General features: G+C 60.6%; 19 protein-coding genes. 11 read left to right on the forward strand and 8 right to left on the reverse strand.

Annotated elements, in window-relative coordinates:
- The first annotated feature begins 101 nt into the window (after positions 1 to 101).
- Positions 102 to 1322 carry a 23S rRNA pseudouridine(2605) synthase RluB gene (gene rluB / locus CKW11_RS21615; RefSeq protein WP_095139335.1) on the forward strand — a complete coding sequence of 407 codons (1221 nt, stop codon included), beginning with the start codon at positions 102 to 104 and terminating at the stop codon, positions 1320 to 1322.
- A gap of 199 nt (positions 1323 to 1521) precedes the next feature.
- Here the strand turns inward: rluB and CKW11_RS21620 are convergent, their stop codons facing one another.
- Complete coding sequence (locus CKW11_RS21620) at positions 1522 to 2487, reverse strand: hypothetical protein (protein ID WP_041073062.1); 966 nt, start codon at positions 2485 to 2487, stop codon at positions 1522 to 1524.
- A gap of 71 nt (positions 2488 to 2558) precedes the next feature.
- Positions 2559 to 2696, reverse strand: coding sequence for a hypothetical protein (locus CKW11_RS28680; protein WP_003222780.1), 138 nt, complete (start codon positions 2694 to 2696; stop codon positions 2559 to 2561).
- A gap of 893 nt (positions 2697 to 3589) precedes the next feature.
- Here CKW11_RS28680 and CKW11_RS21625 point away from each other — a divergent pair.
- Together CKW11_RS21625 and arfB are read left to right on the forward strand one after the other, a co-directional pair.
- Positions 3590 to 5008: an amino acid permease gene (locus CKW11_RS21625; RefSeq protein WP_095139336.1), complete on the forward strand. Its 1419-nt coding sequence runs from the start codon at positions 3590 to 3592 to the stop codon at positions 5006 to 5008.
- Positions 5009 to 5224: 216 nt separating this feature from the next.
- Positions 5225 to 5638 carry an alternative ribosome rescue aminoacyl-tRNA hydrolase ArfB gene (arfB, locus tag CKW11_RS21630; RefSeq protein ID WP_095139337.1) on the forward strand — a complete coding sequence of 138 codons (414 nt, stop codon included), beginning with the start codon at positions 5225 to 5227 and terminating at the stop codon, positions 5636 to 5638.
- On the opposite strand, the gene CKW11_RS21635 is transcribed toward arfB, so the two are convergent.
- From CKW11_RS21635 to phhA, 6 genes are all read right to left on the reverse strand, one after another.
- Positions 5635 to 6822: an MFS transporter gene (locus CKW11_RS21635; RefSeq protein WP_177440029.1), complete on the reverse strand. Its 1188-nt coding sequence runs from the start codon at positions 6820 to 6822 to the stop codon at positions 5635 to 5637. The two genes, arfB and CKW11_RS21635, sit on opposite strands and share 4 nt — an antisense overlap.
- Positions 6823 to 6937: 115 nt before the next feature.
- Positions 6938 to 7120, reverse strand: coding sequence for a hypothetical protein (locus CKW11_RS21640; protein ID WP_025113527.1), 183 nt, complete (start codon positions 7118 to 7120; stop codon positions 6938 to 6940).
- A gap of 70 nt (positions 7121 to 7190) precedes the next feature.
- Entirely contained in the window at positions 7191 to 7322 is a 132-nt protein-coding gene (locus CKW11_RS28895) for a hypothetical protein (protein ID WP_256214475.1), read from the reverse strand.
- A gap of 269 nt (positions 7323 to 7591) precedes the next feature.
- On the reverse strand, positions 7592 to 8785 hold the full coding sequence (locus CKW11_RS21645; protein WP_095139339.1) for an amino acid aminotransferase: 1194 nt from the start codon (positions 8783 to 8785) through the stop codon (positions 7592 to 7594).
- Entirely contained in the window at positions 8785 to 9141 is a 357-nt protein-coding gene (locus CKW11_RS21650) for a 4a-hydroxytetrahydrobiopterin dehydratase (protein WP_003222798.1), read from the reverse strand. Before CKW11_RS21650 ends, CKW11_RS21645 begins: the two co-directional genes overlap by 1 nt.
- Before the next feature lie 118 nt (positions 9142 to 9259).
- Positions 9260 to 10051: a phenylalanine 4-monooxygenase gene (phhA, locus tag CKW11_RS21655; protein WP_007965510.1), complete on the reverse strand. Its 792-nt coding sequence runs from the start codon at positions 10049 to 10051 to the stop codon at positions 9260 to 9262.
- A 385-nt stretch (positions 10052 to 10436) separates the two neighbouring features.
- Between phhA and CKW11_RS21660 the strand changes: the two genes are divergently transcribed.
- From CKW11_RS21660 to CKW11_RS21695, 8 genes are all read left to right on the forward strand, one after another.
- Positions 10437 to 11999: a sigma-54-dependent transcriptional regulator gene (locus CKW11_RS21660; protein WP_095139340.1), complete on the forward strand. Its 1563-nt coding sequence runs from the start codon at positions 10437 to 10439 to the stop codon at positions 11997 to 11999.
- A 373-nt stretch (positions 12000 to 12372) separates the two neighbouring features.
- Positions 12373 to 13113, forward strand: coding sequence for a flagellar basal body rod protein FlgF (locus tag CKW11_RS21665; RefSeq protein ID WP_007965507.1), 741 nt, complete (start codon positions 12373 to 12375; stop codon positions 13111 to 13113).
- A gap of 45 nt (positions 13114 to 13158) precedes the next feature.
- Positions 13159 to 13944, forward strand: a complete 786-nt coding sequence (gene flgG, locus CKW11_RS21670; RefSeq protein WP_003222804.1) for a flagellar basal-body rod protein FlgG — start codon at positions 13159 to 13161, stop codon at positions 13942 to 13944.
- A gap of 52 nt (positions 13945 to 13996) precedes the next feature.
- Positions 13997 to 14692: a flagellar basal body L-ring protein FlgH gene (gene flgH, locus CKW11_RS21675; RefSeq protein ID WP_095139341.1), complete on the forward strand. Its 696-nt coding sequence runs from the start codon at positions 13997 to 13999 to the stop codon at positions 14690 to 14692.
- 27 nt (positions 14693 to 14719) lie between these two features.
- Complete coding sequence (locus tag CKW11_RS21680; RefSeq protein WP_164747921.1) at positions 14720 to 15808, forward strand: flagellar basal body P-ring protein FlgI; 1089 nt, start codon at positions 14720 to 14722, stop codon at positions 15806 to 15808.
- Positions 15809 to 15819: 11 nt separating this feature from the next.
- Positions 15820 to 17106 (forward strand): flagellar assembly peptidoglycan hydrolase FlgJ, encoded by a 1287-nt coding sequence (flgJ, locus tag CKW11_RS21685; RefSeq protein ID WP_095139343.1) that lies wholly within the window; start codon positions 15820 to 15822, stop codon positions 17104 to 17106.
- A 21-nt stretch (positions 17107 to 17127) separates the two neighbouring features.
- Positions 17128 to 19173, forward strand: coding sequence for a flagellar hook-associated protein FlgK (gene flgK, locus CKW11_RS21690; protein WP_095139344.1), 2046 nt, complete (start codon positions 17128 to 17130; stop codon positions 19171 to 19173).
- Positions 19174 to 19186: 13 nt separating this feature from the next.
- On the forward strand, positions 19187 to 20758 hold the full coding sequence (locus tag CKW11_RS21695) for a flagellar hook-associated protein 3 (protein WP_095139345.1): 1572 nt from the start codon (positions 19187 to 19189) through the stop codon (positions 20756 to 20758).
- Positions 20759 to 20764: the final 6 nt, after the last annotated feature.

Below are 20764 nucleotides of genomic sequence, written 5' to 3' on the forward strand. Positions count from 1 at the left end.
ATCCGCGTATGATTCGCGACCCTTCGGCGATCCCTTCGCCCGAAAACCAGATTTCAATGCTTCAGGCGCCGCCTGAACAGACCACACCGGGAGGTGCCCAGATGAGTGACATCAATCAGCAAGACGACCAGGAAATCGGCCCAGCAGGCGAAAAACTGCAGAAAGTCCTCGCCCGTATCGGCGTTGGCTCGCGCCGTGACGTCGAAGCCTGGATCAGCCAGGGCCGGATCAAGGTCAATGGCAAAGACGCTACCCTCGGCCTGCGCGTCGACATGCACGACGCCATCACCATCGATGGCAAGGTGATCAAGCGCGAAGAGGCTGCCGAGTCGGTACGCCGCGTGATCATGTACAACAAGCCCGATGGCGAAATCTGCACCCGTGACGACCCGGAAGGCCGTCCGACCGTGTTCGACAAACTGCCGCGTCCGAAAGAAGGCCGCTGGATCAACATCGGTCGTCTCGACATCAACACCACCGGTCTGCTGATGTTCACCACCGACGGTGAGCTGGCCAACCGTCTGATGCACCCGTCCTACGAGATGGACCGTGAGTACGCCGTGCGTGTACGTGGTGAAGTCGACGACGAGATGATCGAGCGCCTGAAAGCGGGCGTGGTGCTGGAAGACGGCCCTGCGCGTTTCACCGACATTCAACAGGCACCGGGCGGCGAAGGCTTCAACCACTGGTATCACTGCGTGGTGATGGAAGGGCGTAACCGTGAGGTTCGTCGCCTGTGGGAATCCCAGGGCCTGGTGGTCAGCCGTCTGAAGCGCGTGCGTTTCGGTCCGGTGTTCCTCAACTCCGACCTGCCGATGGGCCGCTGGCGCGAAATGAGCCAGTACGAAGTCGACGTGCTGAGTGCCGAAGTCGGCCTGACCCCGGTGGCGATGCCGCAACTCAACGCCAAGAGCAAGGACAAGCTGGAGCGTATGCAGCGCAAATCGTCGCGGCCGATGGCCAAGACCGAGCGTGTGCGTACCCTGCGTCCAGCCGCTGGCGCGCCGACCGGCCCACGCCCGAGCCGTGAGCCGCAGATCGAAGGTGAGCGTCCGGGCCGCAAGCCGGTTGCCCGTGATGGCGAGCGCGCACCGCGTCCGGCCAACGGTCGTACCGAGCGTGGCGAAGGTCGTGCGCCGGCCGGTCGTGGTACGCCGGTAGCGGATCGTCCTGCCGACACCACCAACAAGCGTCCGGCCAAGCCAGCACCGAAGCGTCCGGGCATCAAGCTGGTCGACGGTGACAAGCCGTCGGGCAAGCGCCGTGGCGCACCGGCTGGTTCTGGCCAGCGTCCGGGTTTCGGTCGCAAGAAGCCGGAATAAGGCAGCTGTGAGCTTTGAGCGGCAAGCTTCGAGCTAAAGCAAAAAACGCCAACCGCAGGGTTGGCGTTTTTTTTCGTCTGGTGAAAGAGTTGCATTGGCTGAACCGGCCTCTTCGCGAGCAAGCCCGCTCCCACATTGGAATTGCGTCAAACACAAATCCCATTGTGGGAGCGAGCTTGCTCGCGAAAGCGTCAGTCGCCTAAAACACAAACCGCCCATCAAACACTGGCTTGTCATCCAGCGCCAACACCCCGCCAGAGAAAATCAGATCCAGGTGATGACTGCCCTTGGCCCCACCGCCCAGTCCCAGATGCAACCCGCAATGCCGCTCTTCGAACCCGGCATTGCGCGCATACAGATCTTTTACCCCTTCATTGGTACCAATCCCCAGTTCCTCGATGCGCCGGTTCGACGGGTTGGCGTCCAGGTACTTGTTGAAATCATGCTCCAGCCCTGGCACATCGGTGGCAATGCGGCTGATGGTCGAGTTCTCGATCCACAGTTCCAGTGGCGACTCCAGCACGCCGTACTTGCGCGCAAACGGGATGGTGCTGAGGAACGTGCCCTTGAATTTCACATGGCCGTTGATGGCTTCGCTATGGGTGGCGATTTCGCCGGGGGCCAGGTCGAAGTTGCCGACGCCGTTGATGTCGGTCCACTTCTTGATGCTGCTCAGCGGCGTTTCAAACCATGAGCCGTGGTCGTCCTTGAAGCTCAGCGTGGTGGCCTGGGACATGCGTTGGATCAAGTGGCTGTTGAGCCCGGCGATGCGCTGCGGGGTGACGCTGAAAGTGTCGTAGAAATAGTCGCCGTAATCCTTGAACAGCAGCGACTTCTTCCAGTTTTCCGCCATCACGCCTTGCAGGGCGCGGACGAACTCCGGGCCGTCGGGGCGCGGGTTGGGCAGGGTGGAAGAGTCGTAGAAGAAAATGTACAGATCGCTGTCGGCGATGGCCGCGGTCAGCGTGGCGGTGCTTTCCAGATCCAGGCGACGGGCACTGAACGTGAAGCGGGGATGATCGCCGGCCTGTTCGGCGATGGCGCCGGTCAGGGCTTCGTAATCGGCGGTGTGGCCGAGCAGTACCTTCGCCGAGTCGAGACCGGCAAGGGCAGGGTGATGTTCGAGGTAGTAAAGGAAATGCGAGATCGCGCGGGGCTTATCCATGAGTCCTCCCTGACTGACCGTGAAGAAAGTGGCAGGCACGACCGGCCGGATCGTGCCTGCCCGGGGATGTCTTACAGAGGCCACATCGCCGTGCCGAACGGAACCACCGCGTCGGCTTGCATCATTTCCACAGCCGCCTCATGGGTCGGTGCTTCGAACCATTCGTCCAGTTGCAGTTCGGTGTCCAGGTCTTTTTCCAGTGCTTGCATGGTCGATCTCCTAGATGACTTTCACGGTTATGACTGGCCGGTCGAGTTGGCCGGCAAGACGTGAAGAACCTAGTTCAGGGTGTTTTGTAATGCAAAAAATTATTTATTTAAAATTTAAATAAACTTTTTATTCTGTTTTTAAGCGGCGGATTTCTTATTTGAAAACAAAAAACTAAGCGACAACTTTCATTAGCAAGCTTGCTACCGTCAATTTGCAGACGTCCTACCGAATTTTCCGAAATGGAAAATCTGCGTTACGCATCGTAAAGAAAAGTTTACGAAAACCCCGATAAAGCCCAGTGAATTTACCCCCTTGCCGACGCTGTAAGGAAAACCTGCCGAACCCCTGCCGCAAAGGCCTTGTGCAAGGCTCTGGCGTGCTTGTTTCAGCGCCGTTTGCAGGGTGAGATGCGCCTCATGCCTGTCGTGCAGGTGCATAACAAGAAGGAGGCGCAATGAACGCCGAGATTGATCTTCACTTCTCTCTGTGGGGCGGTTTTTCGCTCGTCCCCGTCGATGGCCTGCAAAGGCCTGACTCAATTTTTGCAGCCGTCCGGACATATCGAGGCGGACCCACGCAATCCCGGCAAGCGCCACGCTGATCCAGCGGGGTCTGGCAGCAGGGGGTTAGCGGTGTACAATGCGCCGCGTTTTAACTGTGACCCTCTGCGTAATCGCGCAAACCTCAAGGTTATCCGCCTTGTTCACTCCGCCACGTCACAAGCGTGTCGGGTTCGATTTCGTCACAGATAAAAACAAACAGGTGACGCATGACCGTTGTAAAAAAGCTGAATTCCTGGTGCTTGCGCTGGGGTTTGATCGAGGTTGTCTGAAATCGCAACCTTGCAGCAACGTCTACTGAACATCATCAAACCTTGCGTGGGACCTTTTTCATGAGTGGACAAAACTCGCAATCAGGCGAGCTGAAACGCGGCCTGAAAAATCGCCATATTCAACTGATCGCCCTCGGTGGCGCGATCGGTACCGGATTGTTCCTCGGCTCGGCCGGGGTCCTGAAATCGGCCGGCCCGTCGATGATCCTCGGCTACGCCATCTGCGGCTTCATCGCCTTCATGATCATGCGCCAGCTCGGCGAGATGATCGTCGAAGAGCCGGTGGCCGGTTCCTTCAGTCATTTCGCGCACAAGTACTGGGGCGGTTTTGCCGGTTTCCTGTCGGGCTGGAACTGCTGGATTCTTTACATTCTGGTGGGCATGTCGGAGCTGACCGCGGTCGGCAAGTACATCCACTACTGGGCGCCGGACATCCCGACCTGGGTCACCGCCGCCGCCTTCTTCGTGCTGATCAACGCGATCAACCTGGCCAACGTCAAAGTGTTCGGGGAGGCCGAATTCTGGTTCGCGATCATCAAGGTCGTGGCGATTGTCGGCATGATTGCACTGGGCAGCTACCTGCTGGTCAGCGGCCATGGCGGCCCGCAGGCCTCGGTCAGCAACCTGTGGTCGCACGGCGGGTTCTTCCCCAACGGTGTCAGCGGTCTGGTGATGGCGATGGCGATCATCATGTTCTCTTTCGGCGGTCTGGAAATGCTCGGTTTCACCGCCGCCGAAGCGGACAAGCCGAAAACCGTGATCCCGAAAGCGATCAACCAGGTGATCTACCGCATCCTGATTTTCTACATCGGTGCGCTGGTGATCCTGCTGTCGCTGACTCCGTGGGACAGTCTGCTGGAAACGCTCAACGCTTCCGGCGATTCGTACAGCGGCAGCCCGTTCGTGCAGGTGTTCTCGATGCTCGGCAGCAACACCGCCGCGCACATCCTCAACTTTGTGGTCCTGACCGCAGCGCTGTCGGTGTACAACAGCGGCACTTACTGCAACAGCCGCATGCTGCTGGGCATGGCCGAGCAGGGCGATGCGCCGAAAGGTCTGGCGAAAATCGACAAGCGCGGCGTGCCGGTGCGTTCGATCCTGGCTTCCGCAGCGGTGACCCTGGTCGCCGTGCTGCTTAACTATCTGATCCCGCAGCACGCGCTGGAACTGCTGATGTCGCTGGTGGTTGCAACGCTGGTGATCAACTGGGCGATGATCAGCTTCTCGCACTTCAAGTTCCGCCAGCACATGAACAAGACGCAGCAGACGCCGCTGTTCAAGGCGCTGTGGTACCCGTACGGCAACTATGTCTGCCTGGCGTTCGTCGCGTTCATCCTTGGCGTAATGCTGCTGATCCCGGGCATCCAGATCTCGGTGTACGCGATTCCGGTGTGGGTCGTGTTCATGTGGGTCTGCTACGTGATCAAGAACAAGCGCGGTGCGCAACAGGCGCTGCACGCGGCAAGTGCTTCGAAGTAAGCGTTGACGCAACAAACGACAAACCCGGCCAACGTGCCGGGTTTGTCGTTTCTGGGGTTTACACAATCCCTTGTAGGAGTGAGCCTGCTCGCGATAGCGGTGTATCAGTCGACGAATATTTATCTGACTATCGCGAGCAGGCTCACTCCTACAGGGGGATCGGAGGCTCGGACGGTTTCGCGGTATCCTGCACCCTCTGATTACGGACGCTTTTCCATGCTGGTGATTTCCAACAACGTGCATCTGCCGGATGCCGAGATCGAATTGACAGCCATCCGCGCGCAAGGCTCCGGCGGGCAGAACGTCAACAAGGTCTCCAGCGCCGTGCACCTGCGCTTCGACATTCCGGCTTCGTCCTTGCCCGAGTTCTACAAGGAGCGACTGCTGGCGTTGCGTGACAGTCGCATCACCAGCGATGGCGTGCTGATTATCAAGGCTCAGCAATACCGCACGCAGGAAGCCAACCGTGCCGATGCGCTGGAGCGTCTGACCGAGCTGATCCTCAGCGCCACCAAGGTCGAAAAGAAGCGCCGCCCGACCAAGCCGACCCTCGGCTCGAAGAAGCGCCGACTCGAATCCAAGACCAAGCGCGGCAGCATCAAGGCCGGCCGTGGCAAGGTGGATTTCTAGTCTTCGCGGTACTTGGCCGTGTGCTTGTAGAGGTACACGCTCAGCGCCAGGCCGCTGAGCGAGGCAATGGCGGCGAACAGGAAGATCGAAGCAAAACCGAAACCCGCGGCAATCGCCCCGGCCAACGGTCCGGTGATCCCCAGCGACAAATCGATGAACAACGAATACGCGCCGACCGCTGCGCCACGGCTGGAGGCTGGCACCAGGTTCACCGCTTCCACGCCCAGCGCCGGGAATACCAGCGAGAAGCCGAAACCGCTCAACGCCGCGCCGGCCAGTGCCCAATGCGCATCCGGTGCCAGCCACAGCAGCAACAGGCCGAGGGTTTCCACCGACAGGCAGGCGATCGCCACGCGGAAGCCGCCGAGGCGGTTGATCAGGTTGCCGAACAGCAGTCGCGCGCCGATGAAGCTGGCGCCGAACAGGCTCAGGCACAGCACCGCGTTATCCCAGTGCCGGGTGGCGTAATACAGAGTGATGAAGGTGGCGATGGTGCCGAAACCGATCGAGCCCAGTGCCAGGCCGCAGCCGTGGGGGAACACCCGACCGAGCACGTGCATGAATGGCAGGCGCTCACCGGCGACAATCGGCGCCGCGGTTTTCGGCCACGCCAGCAGCAGACCCAGCGCTGCCAGCAGGATGATGCTGACGCCCATGCTCCACAATCCCAACTGACCGACCAGCCACACCCCGAGCGGCGCACCGACCGCCAGCGCACCGTAACTGGCGATGCCATTCCACGAAATCACTTTGGCGGTGTTCGCCGCACCAACGCGGCCGATGCCCCAGCCGATAGAGCCGGAGCCGACCAGGCTTTCCGCGCTGCCCAGCACCAGACGGCCGATCAACAGGCTGATCAGGCTGAGCATCGGCAAGTTCGGTGTCCACGCCGAAATCAGCATGAACACGCCACTCAAGCCACAACCGGCCAACCCGATCATCACCGCGCTCTTGCTGCCCTGGTTGTCGATGATCTTGCCGGCGTACGGACGGCTGAGCAGGGTGGCGAGGTATTGCACGCTGATCACCAGCCCGGCGATCACCGCGCCGAAACCCAGGTCACTGTGGACGTAACCCGGCAGCACCGCGAGCGGAATGCCGATGTTCAGGTAACCGATAAAGGTGAAGAGGACGATGGACACGACTTGCAGCGTGACCGCCAGGGGGCGCTGGGGTTGTGGCATAGAGGACGACATGGGAAACGATCCACGGCAAAGCAGGATTAGATAGGCTGCTTATGATACCGGCGCGGACGCGGCAGGGGCGGGGAAAAGTAAAACTATTTGCCGCAGGGCAGATTCACGACTTGGCCGGGGCGACCAGTTGCGTGGTGACGAGGGCGGCGAGGGCGTTTTCTTCGCTGCCGAAACGGGCGAGCAGGGCGGCCTGCTTTTCCGGGGAGAGGCGGTTCCAGATCTCGATCATTTTCTCGGTGGCGCCGATCAGGACGGCGGCTTGGCTTTCAGAGAATTCGTCGGTCATGGCGGGCTCGGTTTCAGGCAGTGTGGAAAGCGCATCTTAGCGCTTTCCACACGGTCTGTACGGCGGGGTTTTACTCTTCGCTGTCGGCCTGGCGGCTCTCAACGGCTTCTTTCGGCTCGGGCTGCTGGGCGCCGGCTTGTTGCGTGGTCGTCTGCTCAGGTACGTGCAGGCTTGGGAAGGGGAGATTAGGAATCTCGTGCATGGTTGCGCTCCTCGCTAAGTCTGTTGATAGATCTGGTAGATCCGCGCTTCTTGAAAGCCTGCGCAGGATACAGCAGGAAAAATGACAATCAGACTTTTAATTGAAAATAATGCGACAGATGGCCGCAGGGAGAAGCGCAATAACAAAGGTCGCCGCAAAAACATCTGTAGGAGTGAGCCTGCTCGCGATGGCGGTGTGTCAGTCAACTCATATGCTGGCTGATACACCGCTATCGCGAGCAGGCTCACTCCTACAGGGGGATTGCGGGGTTATTTGCAGGCGTCGGCGATGGCCTCGGCCAGCAGCGCCAGACGCGTTGCATCGATCCCGGCGACGTTGGCCCGTCCCGAGCTGACCATGTACACGCTGTGCTGCTCACGCAGTCGTTTCACCTGCTCCGGCGACAGCCCGGTGTAGGAGAACATTCCGCGTTGTACGCCAATGTGTGCAAAGCGCTCGCGCAGACCGTGCGGTTCCAGCGCTTCCACCAGACCGCTGCGCAGTTGCGCGATGCGCAAGCGCATGGCTTCCACTTCGTCGGCCCAGCGCGCTTTCAGCTCCGGGTCGGCGAGGATGGTCGCGACCACGGCCGCGCCGTGATCCGGTGGTGTCGACCACAGGTTGCGGGCGATATTGGCCAACTGGCTGCGGATGTCGATCAGCTTGTCAGCGGTTTTCGCGCAGACAATCAGAGCGCCGGTACGGTCGCGGTACAGGCCGAAGTTTTTCGAGCAGGAGCTGGTAATCAGCAGCTCGGGCACTTCGGCGGCGAACAATCGGGTCGACCACGCGTCCTGCTCCAGTCCGTCGCCAAAGCCCTGGTAGGCAAAGTCGATCAACGGCAGCAGGTCACGGCGGCGCACCACGTCGAGCACGCGCTGCCAGTCGTCATGGTTCAGGTCGAAACCGGTCGGGTTGTGGCAGCACGCATGCAGCAGCACCACGTCGCCCTTCGGCACTTCGTTGAGTACGGCGAGCATCGCATCGACGTCGAGGCGGTTGTCGCTGCCCACGTACGGGTAGTGACTGACCTTGACCCCGGCCGTGGCGAAAATCGTTTCGTGGATCGGCCAGGTCGGGTTGCTCAGCCACACGCCTTTGCCCGGCAGGCACTGGGCGATGAAGTCGGCCGCCAGACGCAGCGCGCCGGTGCCGCCCGGGGTCTGGGTGGCACCAGCGCGCTGTTCGGCGATCAGCTTCGAGTCGGCGCCAAGCACCAGTTCATTGATGACTTTGCCGAACAATGGATTGCCGTGACCGCCGATGTAGGTCTTGGTGTCCTGGCTTTCGACCAGTCGCGCCTCGGCGATTTTCACCGCTTCGGGGATCGGCGTCAGGCCCTGGGCATCCTTGTAGACGCCAACGCCGAGGTCGAACTTGCGCGGGTTAGTGTCCTGCGCATAGGCCTCCATCAAACCGAGGATCGGGTCGCCGGGTACCCGGCCGATGGCGTCGAAGTGCATTACTTGCGTCCTTCTGCGGTCTTGGCCACTTCGTCAGTGCGTGCGGCCATGATGAAGTCGTTGCGGTGCAGGCCCTTGATCGAGTGGCTCCACCAGGTCACGGTGACTTTGCCCCATTCGGTCAGCAGACCCGGGTGGTGACCTTCGGCCTCGGAGATTTCACCGACGGCATTGGTGAACGCCAGTGCGTGCTTGAAGTTCTTGAACAGGAAGACCTTCTCCAGCTGCATGATGCTGTCGCGTACTTCGATGTTCCAGTCCGGGATCTGCTTGATCAGGATCGGCAGTTCTTCGTCGCTGACTTGTGGCGCATCGGCACGGCATGCTTCGCAGTGGGCTTGGTTCAAAGTGGACATGGTGTGATTCCTGAAATCGAGTGTGTTTTTTTTATAGAAACTATCGGCCCGTCAATGCCGTCACGCTAAACCAAAGTGGCGGCGACTGACAGACTCAATTCTCAGCAAAAGTCGCGGATCACGCGGCTTTCGGTTTTGGCGGAAACTTCGGTGCGTGCAACCCCAGCTGCATGCCTTGGCGAACCATGGCCATGATGTCTTCATGGGCGACGTCGAACAGGCGCTTGAGGTTCGGCAGGACAAAGTACAGCGGCTGCAGGATGTCGATGCGATACGGCGTGCGCATGGCTTCCAGCGGATCGAAGGCCTGATGCTCGGGCTCGTCCGACAGCGAGTAAACGGTTTCCTTCGGCGAGGACAGGATGCCGCCGCCGTAGATGCGTTTGCCTTGCGGGGTGTCGACCAGACCGAACTCGATAGTCATCCAGTACAGGCGCGCCAGGTAGACGCGCTCTTCTTTGGTGGCCTGCAGGCCGAGCTTGCCGTAGGTGTGGGTGAATTCGGCGAACCATGGGTTGGTCAGCAGCGGGCAGTGGCCGAAGATCTCGTGAAAAATGTCCGGCTCTTGCAGGTAGTCCAGTTCTTCGCGGGTACGAATGAACGTGGCCACCGGAAACTGCTTGCTGGCGAGCAATTCGAAGAAGGTCTGGAAGGGGATCAGTGCCGGGACGCGGGCAACCTGCCAACCGGTGGTTTCACCGAGCACCTTGTTGATCTCGCCCAGTTGCGGGATGCGGTCGTGGGGCAGGCCGAGTTTTTCGATACCGTCCAGGTATTCCTGGCACGCGCGACCCTCGATCACTTTCAACTGGCGGGTGATCAGCGTGTTCCACACCGCGTGTTCTTCGGCGGGGTAGTCGATAAAACCTTGCGCATCGGGCTCGCGGGCCACGTATTGCGTCTGCTTCATACTGCTCTCCTGCTAGGGGAATTCGTTCTTGTTATGTCCAGCGATGGGGTCAGGATTACCCGAGAGCGCGGTGGGATGCAGCAGGTTGAACGCGTTCCTGGCAGGAACAATCGCGGGTTTTCGTAAAAAAATCGTTACGCTTTGACTGATATTGCGCATTTGCGGCGATTTGCAGGTTTGAAAAGGGCTATGGCTGTCACATAATCTTGACAACTATCTGCGCGCCTCGACAGAAAAATCGTGGCCCAACCCCCCTGTGGGAGCGGGCTTGCTCGCGAAAGCGGTGTATCAGCTGCATGAATGGCTACTGACACACCGCTTTCGCGAGCAAGCCCGCTCCCACAGGGATTGAGTTCAACCCCTCATCCTCGTCGGTCCTCTTTATATGCGTATCAAAGTCCACTGCCAGAACCGCATCGGCATCCTGCGCGACATCCTCAACTTGTTAGTGGAGTACGGGATCAACGTGGCGCGCGGTGAGGTCGGGGGTGAGCACGGCAATGCGATCTACCTGCACTGCCCGAACCTGATCAACATTCAGTTCCAGGCGCTGCGGCCGAAGTTCGAGGCGATTGCCGGGGTGTTTGGCGTCAAGCGCGTCGGGCTGATGCCCAGCGAGCGCCGGCACATGGAGTTGAACGCGTTGCTCGGCGCGCTGGAGTTCCCGGTGCTGTCGATCGACATGGGCGGCTCGATCGTCGCGGCCAACCGCGCGGCGGCGCAGTTGCTCGGGGTGCGGGTGGATGAGGTGCCGGGGATTCCACTGTCGCGCTACGCTGAGGATTTCGACCTGCCGGAACTGGTGCGCGCCAACAAATCGCGAATCAACGGCATGCGCGTCAAGGTCAAGGGCGACATCTTTCTCGCCGACATCGCGCCGCTGCAATCGGAGCACGACGACAGCGAAGCCATGGCCGGTGCGGTACTGACCTTGCACCGCGCCGACCGCGTCGGCGAGCGCATCTATAACGTGCGCAAGCAGGAGCTGCGCGGCTTCGACAGTATCTTTCAGAGCTCGAAAGTGATGGCCGCTGTCGTGCGTGAAGCGCGGCGCATGGCGCCGCTGGATGCGCCGCTATTGATCGAAGGCGAAACCGGCACCGGCAAAGAGTTGTTGGCCCGTGCCTGCCACCTCGCCAGCCCGCGCGGGCAGTCGCCGCTGATGGCGCTCAATTGCGCAGGGCTGCCGGAGTCGATGGCCGAGACCGAGCTGTTCGGCTACGGCCCCGGCGCGTTTGAAGGCGCGCGTGCCGAAGGCAAGCTCGGTCTGCTGGAGCTGACGGCGGGCGGCACGCTGTTTCTCGATGGCGTCGGTGAAATGAGCCCGCGCTTGCAAGTGAAGTTGCTGCGCTTTCTGCAGGACGGTTGCTTCCGCCGGGTCGGCAGCGACGAAGAGGTGTATCTGGACGTGCGGGTGATCTGCGCGACTCAGGTCGACTTGTCCGAGCTGTGTGCGCGTGGAGAATTTCGTCAGGATCTGTATCACCGCTTGAACGTGCTGTCGCTGCACATCCCGCCGCTGCGCGAATGCCTCGACGGTTTGACCCCGCTGGTGGAACACTTCCTTGATCAGGCCAGCCGCCAGATCGGTTGCTCGCTGCCGAAACTGGCGCCGGCGGCGATGGATCGCCTCAGTCATTACCACTGGCCGGGCAATGTGCGGCAACTGGAGAACGTGCTGTTTCAGGCGGTTTCGCTGTGTGATGGCGGCACGGTCAAGGTCGAACATATTCGCTTGCCGGACTACGGGGTGCGTCAGCCGCTTGGCGATTTCTCGCTGGAGGGCGGGCTGGACGAGATCGTTGGGCGCTTTGAAAAAGCGGTGCTGGAGCGGCTGTATTCCGAGCACCCGAGCAGTCGGCAACTGGGCAAACGGCTGGGGGTTTCGCATACCACCATTGCTAATAAGCTCCGTGAGTATGAGGTCGGTAAAGACCCCGAGAGTTAACAGCAACACTGTGGTGAAAAGAGCTTTTGTGGTGAGGGGATTCATCCCCGAAGGGTGGCGAAGCCGCCCCAAACCAGCGAATGCGGTTCGTCTGATACACCACCATGTATGGATTGGGGGCTGCTGCGCAGCCCATCGGGGATAAATCCCCTCACCACAGGTTCTTTTTCCATCTGCAAAAATCGGGATTGCCGCCAAGCGGCATAACACCGCCGGTTTTTCGACTTCGATACATTTCAGATTTCCCCGCAAAACCCCTCAAGTCCTTTGTTTACCGGGCCGCAAGCCGCCAGAAAAAAGTTGGTCTGCAAATTGCTTATGGCTCAGCAGTACAGCGGTGGGCGGCAAACGTCCGGCATGCAGAGGAAAGAGTGTGGACAAGTACCTTTATGTGGCAATGACCGGCGCCAGTCAGAACGCGCTGGCGCAAAAGGCCCATGCCAACAACCTGGCGAACATTTCCACCAATGGTTTTCAGCGCGACTTGGAGCAGGCGCGTTCGATGCCGGTGTTCGGTGACAGCTTTCCGGCGCGTGCGTTTGCCATGAGCGAACGGCCCGCCACCGACTTCACCGCCGGTTCGCTGGTACAGACCGGGCGTGACCTCGACGTGGCCGTGACCGGCAACGGCTTTATTGCCGTGCAGAACCCTAACGGTGGCGAAAGCTACGTGCGCACCGGCAGTCTCAACATCGACGCCCTCGGCGTATTGCGCGCCGGCAACGGCATGCCGGTACTTGGCAATGGCGGTCCGATCGCCGTGCCGCCGGAGCAGCAGGTCGAAGTCGGTGAAGACGGCACCATCAGTATTCGTGCGATGGGCGAAGGCCCGCGCGTCATGGCGGAAGTCGACCGGATCAAACTGGTCAACCCGGACATCAAGAACCTCAACAAAGGCCTCGATGGCTCGATCTACACCAAGGACGGCCAGCCGGCGCCGGCCGATGCCAACGTCAAACTGGTGTCGGGTTTCCTTGAGTCGAGCAACGTCAATGCCGTGGAAGAAATGACTTCGGTGCTGGCCCTGGCCAAGCAGTTCGAGTTGCACGTCAAGATGATGAACACCGCCAAAGACGACGACCAGGCCATGGCTCGGGTCTTGCAGATCAGCTAATTATCAGAACGTCGCGCCGTAAAACAGGCGCACGAGGAGAATCGAATGCTTCCGGCTCTATGGGTTGCCAAAACCGGTCTGTCCGCCCAGGACACCAACCTGACCACCATTTCCAACAACCTGGCGAACGTGTCGACCACGGGTTTCAAACGTGACCGTGCCGAGTTCCAGGACCTGCTGTATCAGATCAAGCGTCAGCCAGGCGCCCAGTCGACCCAGGACAGTGAACTGCCGTCGGGTCTGCAACTGGGTACCGGTGTGCGCATCGTCGGCACCCAGAAAAACTTCACCGCCGGCAGCCTGCAAACCACCGAGCAGCCGCTGGACATGGCCATCGACGGTCGCGGTTTCTTCCAGATCCTGCAGCCGGACGGCACCACGTCCTACACCCGTGACGGTACTTTCCACCTCGACTCCAACGGCCAGATCGTCAACGCCAGCGGTTTTGCCCTGGAGCCGGCCATCGTCATCCCGAACAACGCGCAGAGCTTCACCGTCGGCACCGACGGCACCGTGTCGATCACGGTGCCAGGCAACCCGGCCGCTCAAGTGATCGGCAACCTGCAAACCGCCGACTTCATCAACCCGGCCGGTCTGCAGGCAGTAGGCAACAACCTGTTCCTGGAAACCGCTGCTTCCGGCGCGCCGCAAATCGGCACCCCGGGCCTGAACGGTTTCGGTACCACCCTGCAGAACACCCTGGAAGGTTCCAACGTCAGCACCGTTGAAGAGATGGTCAACATGATCACCACTCAGCGCGCCTACGAGATGAACTCCAAGGTGATCTCCACCGCCGACCAGATGCTCTCGTTCGTAACGCAGAATCTGTAATCAAGTCTATGGGGCGGTCTTGAGGCCGCCAGCAATACCGTGAGGTAGGGTCATGAAACGCTTCGTATCTGTTCTGGCATTGGGTGGGGTCGTCTCGCTCGCGGGCTGTGTCGCCCCGACACCCAAGCCCAATGACCCTTATTACGCTCCGGTGTTGCCGCGCACGCCGTTGCCGGCAGCCGCCAATAACGGCTCGATCTATCAGGCCGGTTTCGAACAGAACCTGTACAGCGACCGCAAGGCGTTCCGGGTCGGTGACATCATCACCATCACCCTGAACGAGCGCACCCAGGCGAGCAAGAACGCCAACTCGCAAATGGACAAGAACAGCGACAACTCGATCGGTCTGACTTCGTTGTTCGGCTCCAGCCTGACCACCAACAACCCGATTGGTGGCGGCGACCTGAGCCTGAACGCCGGCTATAGCGCCGACCGCTCGACCAAGGGTGACGCCAAGTCCGGGCAGAGCAACAGCCTGACCGGTTCGATCACCGTGACCGTCGCAGATGTGCTGCCCAACGGCATCATCGCTGTGCGTGGCGAGAAGTGGCTGACCCTCAACACCGGTGACGAACTGGTGCGCATTGCCGGCATGGTTCGTGCCGATGACATCGCCACCGATAACACCGTGTCGTCGACGCGTGTTGCCGATGCACGCATCACCTACTCGGGTACCGGCGCGTTCGCCGATACGAGTCAGCCAGGCTGGTTCGACCGTTTCTTCCTCAGCCCGCTGTTCCCTTTCTAGGTGGCTACGTTGAATCTGAAAAGCTTCATGCTGGCGGCGGCCATGATGTCCGCTGCCTTTGGTGCTCACGCCGAGCGGTTGAAAGATATCGCCAGCATTTCCGGCGTGCGCTCCAACCAGTTGATCGGTTACGGCCTGGTGGTCGGGCTTAACGGCACCGGCGACCAGACGACGCAAACCCCGTTCACCCTGCAGACCTTCAACAACATGCTCTCGCAGTTCGGCATCAAGGTGCCGCCGGGATCGGGCAACGTGCAGTTGAAAAACGTCGCGGCGGTCTCGGTGAGTGCCGATCTGCCGGCGTTCGCCAAACCGGGTCAGCAGGTCGACATCACCGTTTCGTCCATCGGTAACTCCAAGAGCCTGCGCGGCGGCACCCTGTTGCTGACCCCGCTCAAGGGTATCGACGGCAACGTCTACGCCATCGCTCAGGGCAACCTGGTGGTCGGTGGTTTTGATGCCGAAGGGCGTGACGGTTCGAAGATCACCGTCAACGTTCCGTCGGCCGGTCGGATCCCCGGTGGAGCGTCGGTGGAGCGTTCGGTGCCGAGCGGTTTCAACCAGGGCAACAGCCTGACGCTGAACCTCAACCGTTCCGACTTCACCACCGCCAAACGTATCGTCGACAAGATCAACGACATGCTCGGCCCTGGCGTGGCGCAAGCCATCGACGGCGGCTCGATCCGTGTGACGGCGCCGCTCGATCCGAGCCAGCGCGTCGACTATCTGTCGATCCTCGAAAACCTTGAAGTCGACCCGGGTCAGGCGGTGGCGAAAGTCATCATCAACTCGCGTACCGGCACCATCGTCATCGGCCAGAACGTGAAGGTTTCGCCGGCCGCCGTGACTCACGGCAGCCTGACCGTGACCATCACCGAAGACCCGATTGTCAGCCAGCCAGGCCCGTTGTCCAACGGCCAGACTGCTGTGGTGCCGCGCTCGCGGGTGAATGCCGAACAGGAAGCCAAACCGATGTTCAAGTTCGGCCCGGGTACTACCCTCGACGAGATCGTACGGGCGGTGAACCAGGTCGGCGCGGCACCGGGCGACCTGATGGCCATTCTCGAAGCTCTGAAGCAGGCCGGCGCGTTGCAAGCCGACCTGATCGTGATCTGAGGACGCCGACCATGGATATGCGTAAAGGCAGTCTGGTGGGCACCGGCGATTCGGGTTCGTACTCCGACCTCAATCGTCTGAACCAGCTCAAGGTCGGCGACAAGAACAGCGATGCGAACATGCGCAAGGTGGCGCAGGAATTCGAATCGCTGTTCCTCGGCGAGATGCTCAAGTCGATGCGTTCGGCCACCGAGGCACTGGGTAAAGACAACCCGATGAACACCCCGGCCGCCAAGCAATATCAGGAAATGTACGACCAGCAACTGGCGGTGTCGCTGTCCCGCGAGGGCGGTGGTATCGGTCTGGCCGACGTGCTGATGAAGCAGATGTCGAGGGGCAAACCGCTGGCACCGGGTGAGGCTGCGGCTGCGTCCGCCGCCAAGCAAGAGGCGGCGAAAGCCGCTGCTGTGCAGACGCCGATTGCGGCCGGCACGACTGCCACCAACGGGCCGTTATCGCGACTCAATGGCGAGCGTCCGCTGTGGGCATCGCGTTCCGGGCGTGTCGCCAATACCGAAGCCGTGCACGCCAACGACATGGAGATGATCAACAAGCGTCGTCTGGCGTTGCCACCGAAGCTGGCTGATCGTTTGCTCGCAGGTCTTGTGCCTTCCGCCACGCCGACTGCGGCCAATGCCTTGCCGCAACGTGCTGCGACCACGGCCGTCACCGGCGCCGGCCCGCTGTACAACGGCGACTGGCTGAGTCGTGCCGAAGACGCCAAAGCCTCCGGCGGGCAGATGCAGGTTTACGGCCGGGCGATGGCGCAGATTCCGCTGGCACCGGCCAAGCGCGCGTTCAGCTCCGCCGATGAATTCGTCAACACCATGCTGCCGATGGCCAAAGAGGCCGCCGCGCGTATTGGCGTCGATCCGCGTTACCTGGTGGCACAAGCTGCACTGGAAACCGGTTGGGGCAAATCGGTCATGCGCGCCCAGGATGGCAGTAGCAGCCACAACCTGTTCGGCATCAAGGCCAGCAGCAACTGGACCGGCGATTCGGCCCGGGCGATCACCAGCGAGTTCCGTAACGGGCAGATGGTCAAGGAGACGGCGCAGTTCCGTTCCTATGCCTCGTACAAGGACAGTTTCCACGATCTGGTGACTTTGCTGCAGACCAATAATCGCTATCAAGATGTCGTGAAGTCGGCCGATAACCCAGAACAGTTTGTACGCGAGTTGCAAAAGGCCGGTTATGCGACCGACCCGAACTACGCGACGAAGATTTCGCAGATAGCCAAGCAGATGAACAGTTTCGAAAACTACGCTGCGGCCGGCGTTTCAACGACGCCTCTATAAACACACGGTAAGGTTTGAATCATGAGTTTGCTCAATATCGGGATGTCGGGGTTGTCCGCGAGTTCTTCCTCTCTCGCGACCACAGGTAACAACATTGCCAACGTCGACACCGCCGGTTATTCACGCCAGCAAACCGTGCAGAGCACCAAGTCCTCGCAGCAGTTCGGCAACGTCTTCATCGGTACGGGGACGACCCTGGCCGATGTGCGCCGGGTCTACAACTCTTACCTCGAAAACCAGCTGCATACCGCCACCTCGCTCAATAGCGAAGCGGCTGCGTACGGTGCCCAGGCCACTGCGCTGGATGCCTCGATGTCCGATACCAACACCGGCCTGACCGGTGTGCTGCAGAAGTTTTTCACCTCGATGCAGGGCGTGGCGACTTCGGCCACTGACGACACTTCCCGTCAGTCGGTACTGACCGGTGCGCAGGCGCTGACCAGCCGTTTCAATGCGCTGGCCAAACAGCTGAACGATCAGAACACCACGATCAATGGCAACCTGGGCGACATGACGTCCCAGGTCAACAAGCTGGCCACTTCGATTGCCACGCTCAACCAGAAGATCGGCGAGATTTCCACCAGCGGCGGCCAGCCGAACGATCTGCTCGACAGCCGTAACGAAGCCGTGCGCCAGCTCTCCGAGCTGACCGGGGCGCAGGTCGTCGAGCGTGGCACCAGTTTTGACGTGTATATCGGCACCGGCCAGCCGCTGGTGATCGGCAACACCACCAACACCCTGAGCACCGTGCCGAGCAAGGACGATCCGACGCGCATGGCCATTCAGCTGGATCGCGGCTCAAGCGTGATCGACATCACGTCGGCCATGAGCGGTGGCGAAATCGGTGGCCTGCTGACCTATCGCAAAGAAGTGCTCGACCCTTCGCTCAATGAGCTGGGGCGTGTCGCATTGGTGGTGGCCGACCAGGTCAACAGTCAGCAAGCCCAGGGCATCGACAAGAACGGTGACTTCGGCGCAGCAATCTTCAACAACATCAACAGTGCCGCGCTGGTCAGTCAGCGCAGTATTGCGCAGTCGACCAATAGCGCCGGCTCGGGCAACCTCGATGTCACCATCAAGGACACCGGCAAGCTGACCACCAGCGATTACCAGGTGACCTTCACCAGCGCCACCAACTATTCGGTCAAGCGCTCCGACGGTACCGACATGGGGTCGTTCAGCACCACGACCACGCCACCGCCGGTGATCGACGGCTTCACCCTGGCCCTTAACGGCGGCGCCCTGAGCGCTGGCGACACCTTCAAGGTGACCCCGACGCGTAATGCGGCAACCTCCATTCAGACGGTACTGACCGATCCGAAGAAAATCGCCGCGGCGGCACCACTGACCGGCGTGGCCAGTACCAACAATTCCGGTACCTACACCCAGCCGACGCTGACCGATTCGATCAACATCTACAACCCGGCGTCGCAGACCGAGTTGCAGAATGCGCTCAAGTATTCGACGCCGGTCAAGCTGGTGTTCGGTGCGGTCGCCAGCGGCAGCCAGTCGTACAACATGGTCGATGCCAAGGGCAACACCATCGGTTCGGGCACCATCGTGCCGGGCCAGGCCAACACCTTGAACCTCAAGGTCGGCATGGTCGACTCCACCGGTGCTCCGGTGATGGACACCACGGTCACGCCGAACGTGCAGAAGACCTTTACCGTACAGACCACCGTGGGCGCGACGCCGAAGTCCGGCGAAACCTTCACCATCAACCTGACCGGCGCGGCCTCTTCGGACAACCGCAACGCACAGGCACTGGTTGGCCTGCAGACCAAGCAGACGGTGGACACTGGCACCGGGAGCAAAGGCATCAGCCTGACCGACGCCTACAACAAACTGGTGACCAACGTCGGTACCAAGGCTGCACAGAGCAAGTCCGACAATGAAGCCACCTCGGTGATCCTCGATCAGGCCAAAGGCGCGCGTGATTCGCTGTCTCAGGTCAACCTCGATGAAGAGACCGGCAACCTGGTCAAGTATCAGCAGTACTACACAGCGTCTTCGCAGATCATCAAAGCTGCGCAGGAAACTTTCGCCACGCTGATCAACAGTCTTTAAGGAGTCGTAATTCATGCGCATTTCCACCGCCCAGTATTACGCGACGCAAGCTGCTCAATATCAGCGCAACTACAGCAAGACGGTCGCGACCGCCAACGAAGCGAGCAGCCTGCAGCGCATCAACACCGCTGCCGACGATCCGATCGGCGCTGGTCGTCTGCTCAAGCTGGGTCAACAAAGTGCGATGCTCGACCAGTATCAGGGCAACATCGACACCACCAAGAGCTCGCTGACCGTGCAGGAGTCCACGTTGAACTCCATCACCACGGCTCTGCAGCGCGCCAAGGAAATCGGCCTGGCAGCCAACAACGGTATCGCCACTGACGACAACCGCAAGGCGTACGCGGCGGAACTGAGCCAGATCCAGCAACAAGTGCTGGGCCTGATGAACTCCAAGGATGCCAACGGCAACTATCTGTTCTCCGGTTCCAAGACCGATACCGCGCCGTATTCGCAAAATGTCGACGGCACCTACACCTATAACGGTGACCAGACCCAGATCAACTTGGGCATTGGCGACGGCATGTCGGTCGCGACCAATACCACCGGTTGGGACGCCTTCCAGCAGACCATCAACACCAGCCGTACGCAGACCAACATGACCGCTCCGGCGGTGGATGACGGTCGTGTAGTGCTGTCCAACGGTACGGTCGGCACCGCGGCGACCTACAACGCCAAGTTCACGGCGGGCCAGCCATACACCGTGGATTTCATCAGCAGCACGCAGTTGAAAATCACCGATGCCCTGGGCAACGACGTGACGTCCGAGGCCAGCCAGAACGGCCTGATCAGCAACAGCAATGGCGCCAACCAGACCGTCAGTTTCCGTGGCGTCGACATGAAGTTGAACATCAACCTCAAAGCCGGCGACACCAACCCGGATGCGGTCATCGCCGGTCACAGCTTCCAGCTGTCGGCCACACCTGACTCGTTCACCACCGCGCGCAGCCCGGGCAACCCGTCAACAGCGGTCATCACCGGCTCCAGCGTGACCAACCAGGCGGCGTACAGCGCGGCCTTCCCGTCAGGCGGCGGCGCGGTGTTGAAGTTCACCAGCGCCACCGATTTCGACCTGTACGCGGCACCGGTCACCGCCGACAGCAAACCGGTGTCGTCGGGCACCATGGTTGGTGGCAACGCCACGGCTGCCGGTGTGACCTTCGCCATCGGCGGTACGCCAGGCGCGGGCGATCAGTTCTCGATCCAGTCCAACAACCATCAGACCCAGAACGTGCTCGACACCCTGGGCCAGATGGTCACGGCGCTGAACATGCCGGTCGATGGTGATCCGGTAGCCAAGCAGAAATTCCAGGGGGCCATGGAGTCGGCCCTGGGCAACATCGACAGTGCGTCCAACCAGATTGGCGCTGCGGTGACCTCGATCGGTGCTCGCGGTCAGTCGCTGGATGACCAGGACACCACCAACCAGAGCCTGATCCAGGCCAACACCACGACCCAGGGTTCGATCCGTGATTCGGATCCGGCCGAGGTGATGACCCGCCTGACGTTGCAGCAGACCATGCTGCAAGCCTCGCAACTGGCGTTCAGCAAGATCAGTCAGTTGGGTCTGTTCAACAAGATCTGACGTTGG

It is taken from the genome of Pseudomonas sp. Irchel s3a10, from assembly GCF_900187525.1.
GTDB lineage: Bacteria > Pseudomonadota > Gammaproteobacteria > Pseudomonadales > Pseudomonadaceae > Aquipseudomonas > Aquipseudomonas koreensis_G.

Coding starts and splice junctions, on each gene's coding strand:
- CKW11_RS21660 (WP_095139340.1), top strand. CDS start 10,437: ATGCGTATCAAAGTCCACTGCCAGAACCGCATCGGCATCCTGCGCGAC.
- flgH (WP_095139341.1), top strand. CDS start 13,997: ATGAAACGCTTCGTATCTGTTCTGGCATTGGGTGGGGTCGTCTCGCTC.
- CKW11_RS21695 (WP_095139345.1), top strand. CDS start 19,187: ATGCGCATTTCCACCGCCCAGTATTACGCGACGCAAGCTGCTCAATAT.
- flgK (WP_095139344.1), top strand. CDS start 17,128: ATGAGTTTGCTCAATATCGGGATGTCGGGGTTGTCCGCGAGTTCTTCC.
- flgG (WP_003222804.1), top strand. CDS start 13,159: ATGCTTCCGGCTCTATGGGTTGCCAAAACCGGTCTGTCCGCCCAGGAC.
- arfB (WP_095139337.1), top strand. CDS start 5,225: ATGCTGGTGATTTCCAACAACGTGCATCTGCCGGATGCCGAGATCGAA.
- CKW11_RS21640 (WP_025113527.1), bottom strand. CDS start 7,120: ATGACCGACGAATTCTCTGAAAGCCAAGCCGCCGTCCTGATCGGCGCC.
- CKW11_RS21680 (WP_164747921.1), top strand. CDS start 14,720: ATGCTGGCGGCGGCCATGATGTCCGCTGCCTTTGGTGCTCACGCCGAG.
- CKW11_RS28680 (WP_003222780.1), bottom strand. CDS start 2,696: ATGCAAGCACTGGAAAAAGACCTGGACACCGAACTGCAACTGGACGAA.
- CKW11_RS28895 (WP_256214475.1), bottom strand. CDS start 7,322: ATGCACGAGATTCCTAATCTCCCCTTCCCAAGCCTGCACGTACCTGAG.
- CKW11_RS21635 (WP_177440029.1), bottom strand. CDS start 6,822: ATGCCACAACCCCAGCGCCCCCTGGCGGTCACGCTGCAAGTCGTGTCC.
- CKW11_RS21625 (WP_095139336.1), top strand. CDS start 3,590: ATGAGTGGACAAAACTCGCAATCAGGCGAGCTGAAACGCGGCCTGAAA.
- CKW11_RS21645 (WP_095139339.1), bottom strand. CDS start 8,785: ATGCACTTCGACGCCATCGGCCGGGTACCCGGCGACCCGATCCTCGGT.
- rluB (WP_095139335.1), top strand. CDS start 102: ATGAGTGACATCAATCAGCAAGACGACCAGGAAATCGGCCCAGCAGGC.
- CKW11_RS21620 (WP_041073062.1), bottom strand. CDS start 2,487: ATGGATAAGCCCCGCGCGATCTCGCATTTCCTTTACTACCTCGAACAT.
- flgJ (WP_095139343.1), top strand. CDS start 15,820: ATGGATATGCGTAAAGGCAGTCTGGTGGGCACCGGCGATTCGGGTTCG.
- phhA (WP_007965510.1), bottom strand. CDS start 10,051: ATGAAGCAGACGCAATACGTGGCCCGCGAGCCCGATGCGCAAGGTTTT.
- CKW11_RS21650 (WP_003222798.1), bottom strand. CDS start 9,141: ATGTCCACTTTGAACCAAGCCCACTGCGAAGCATGCCGTGCCGATGCG.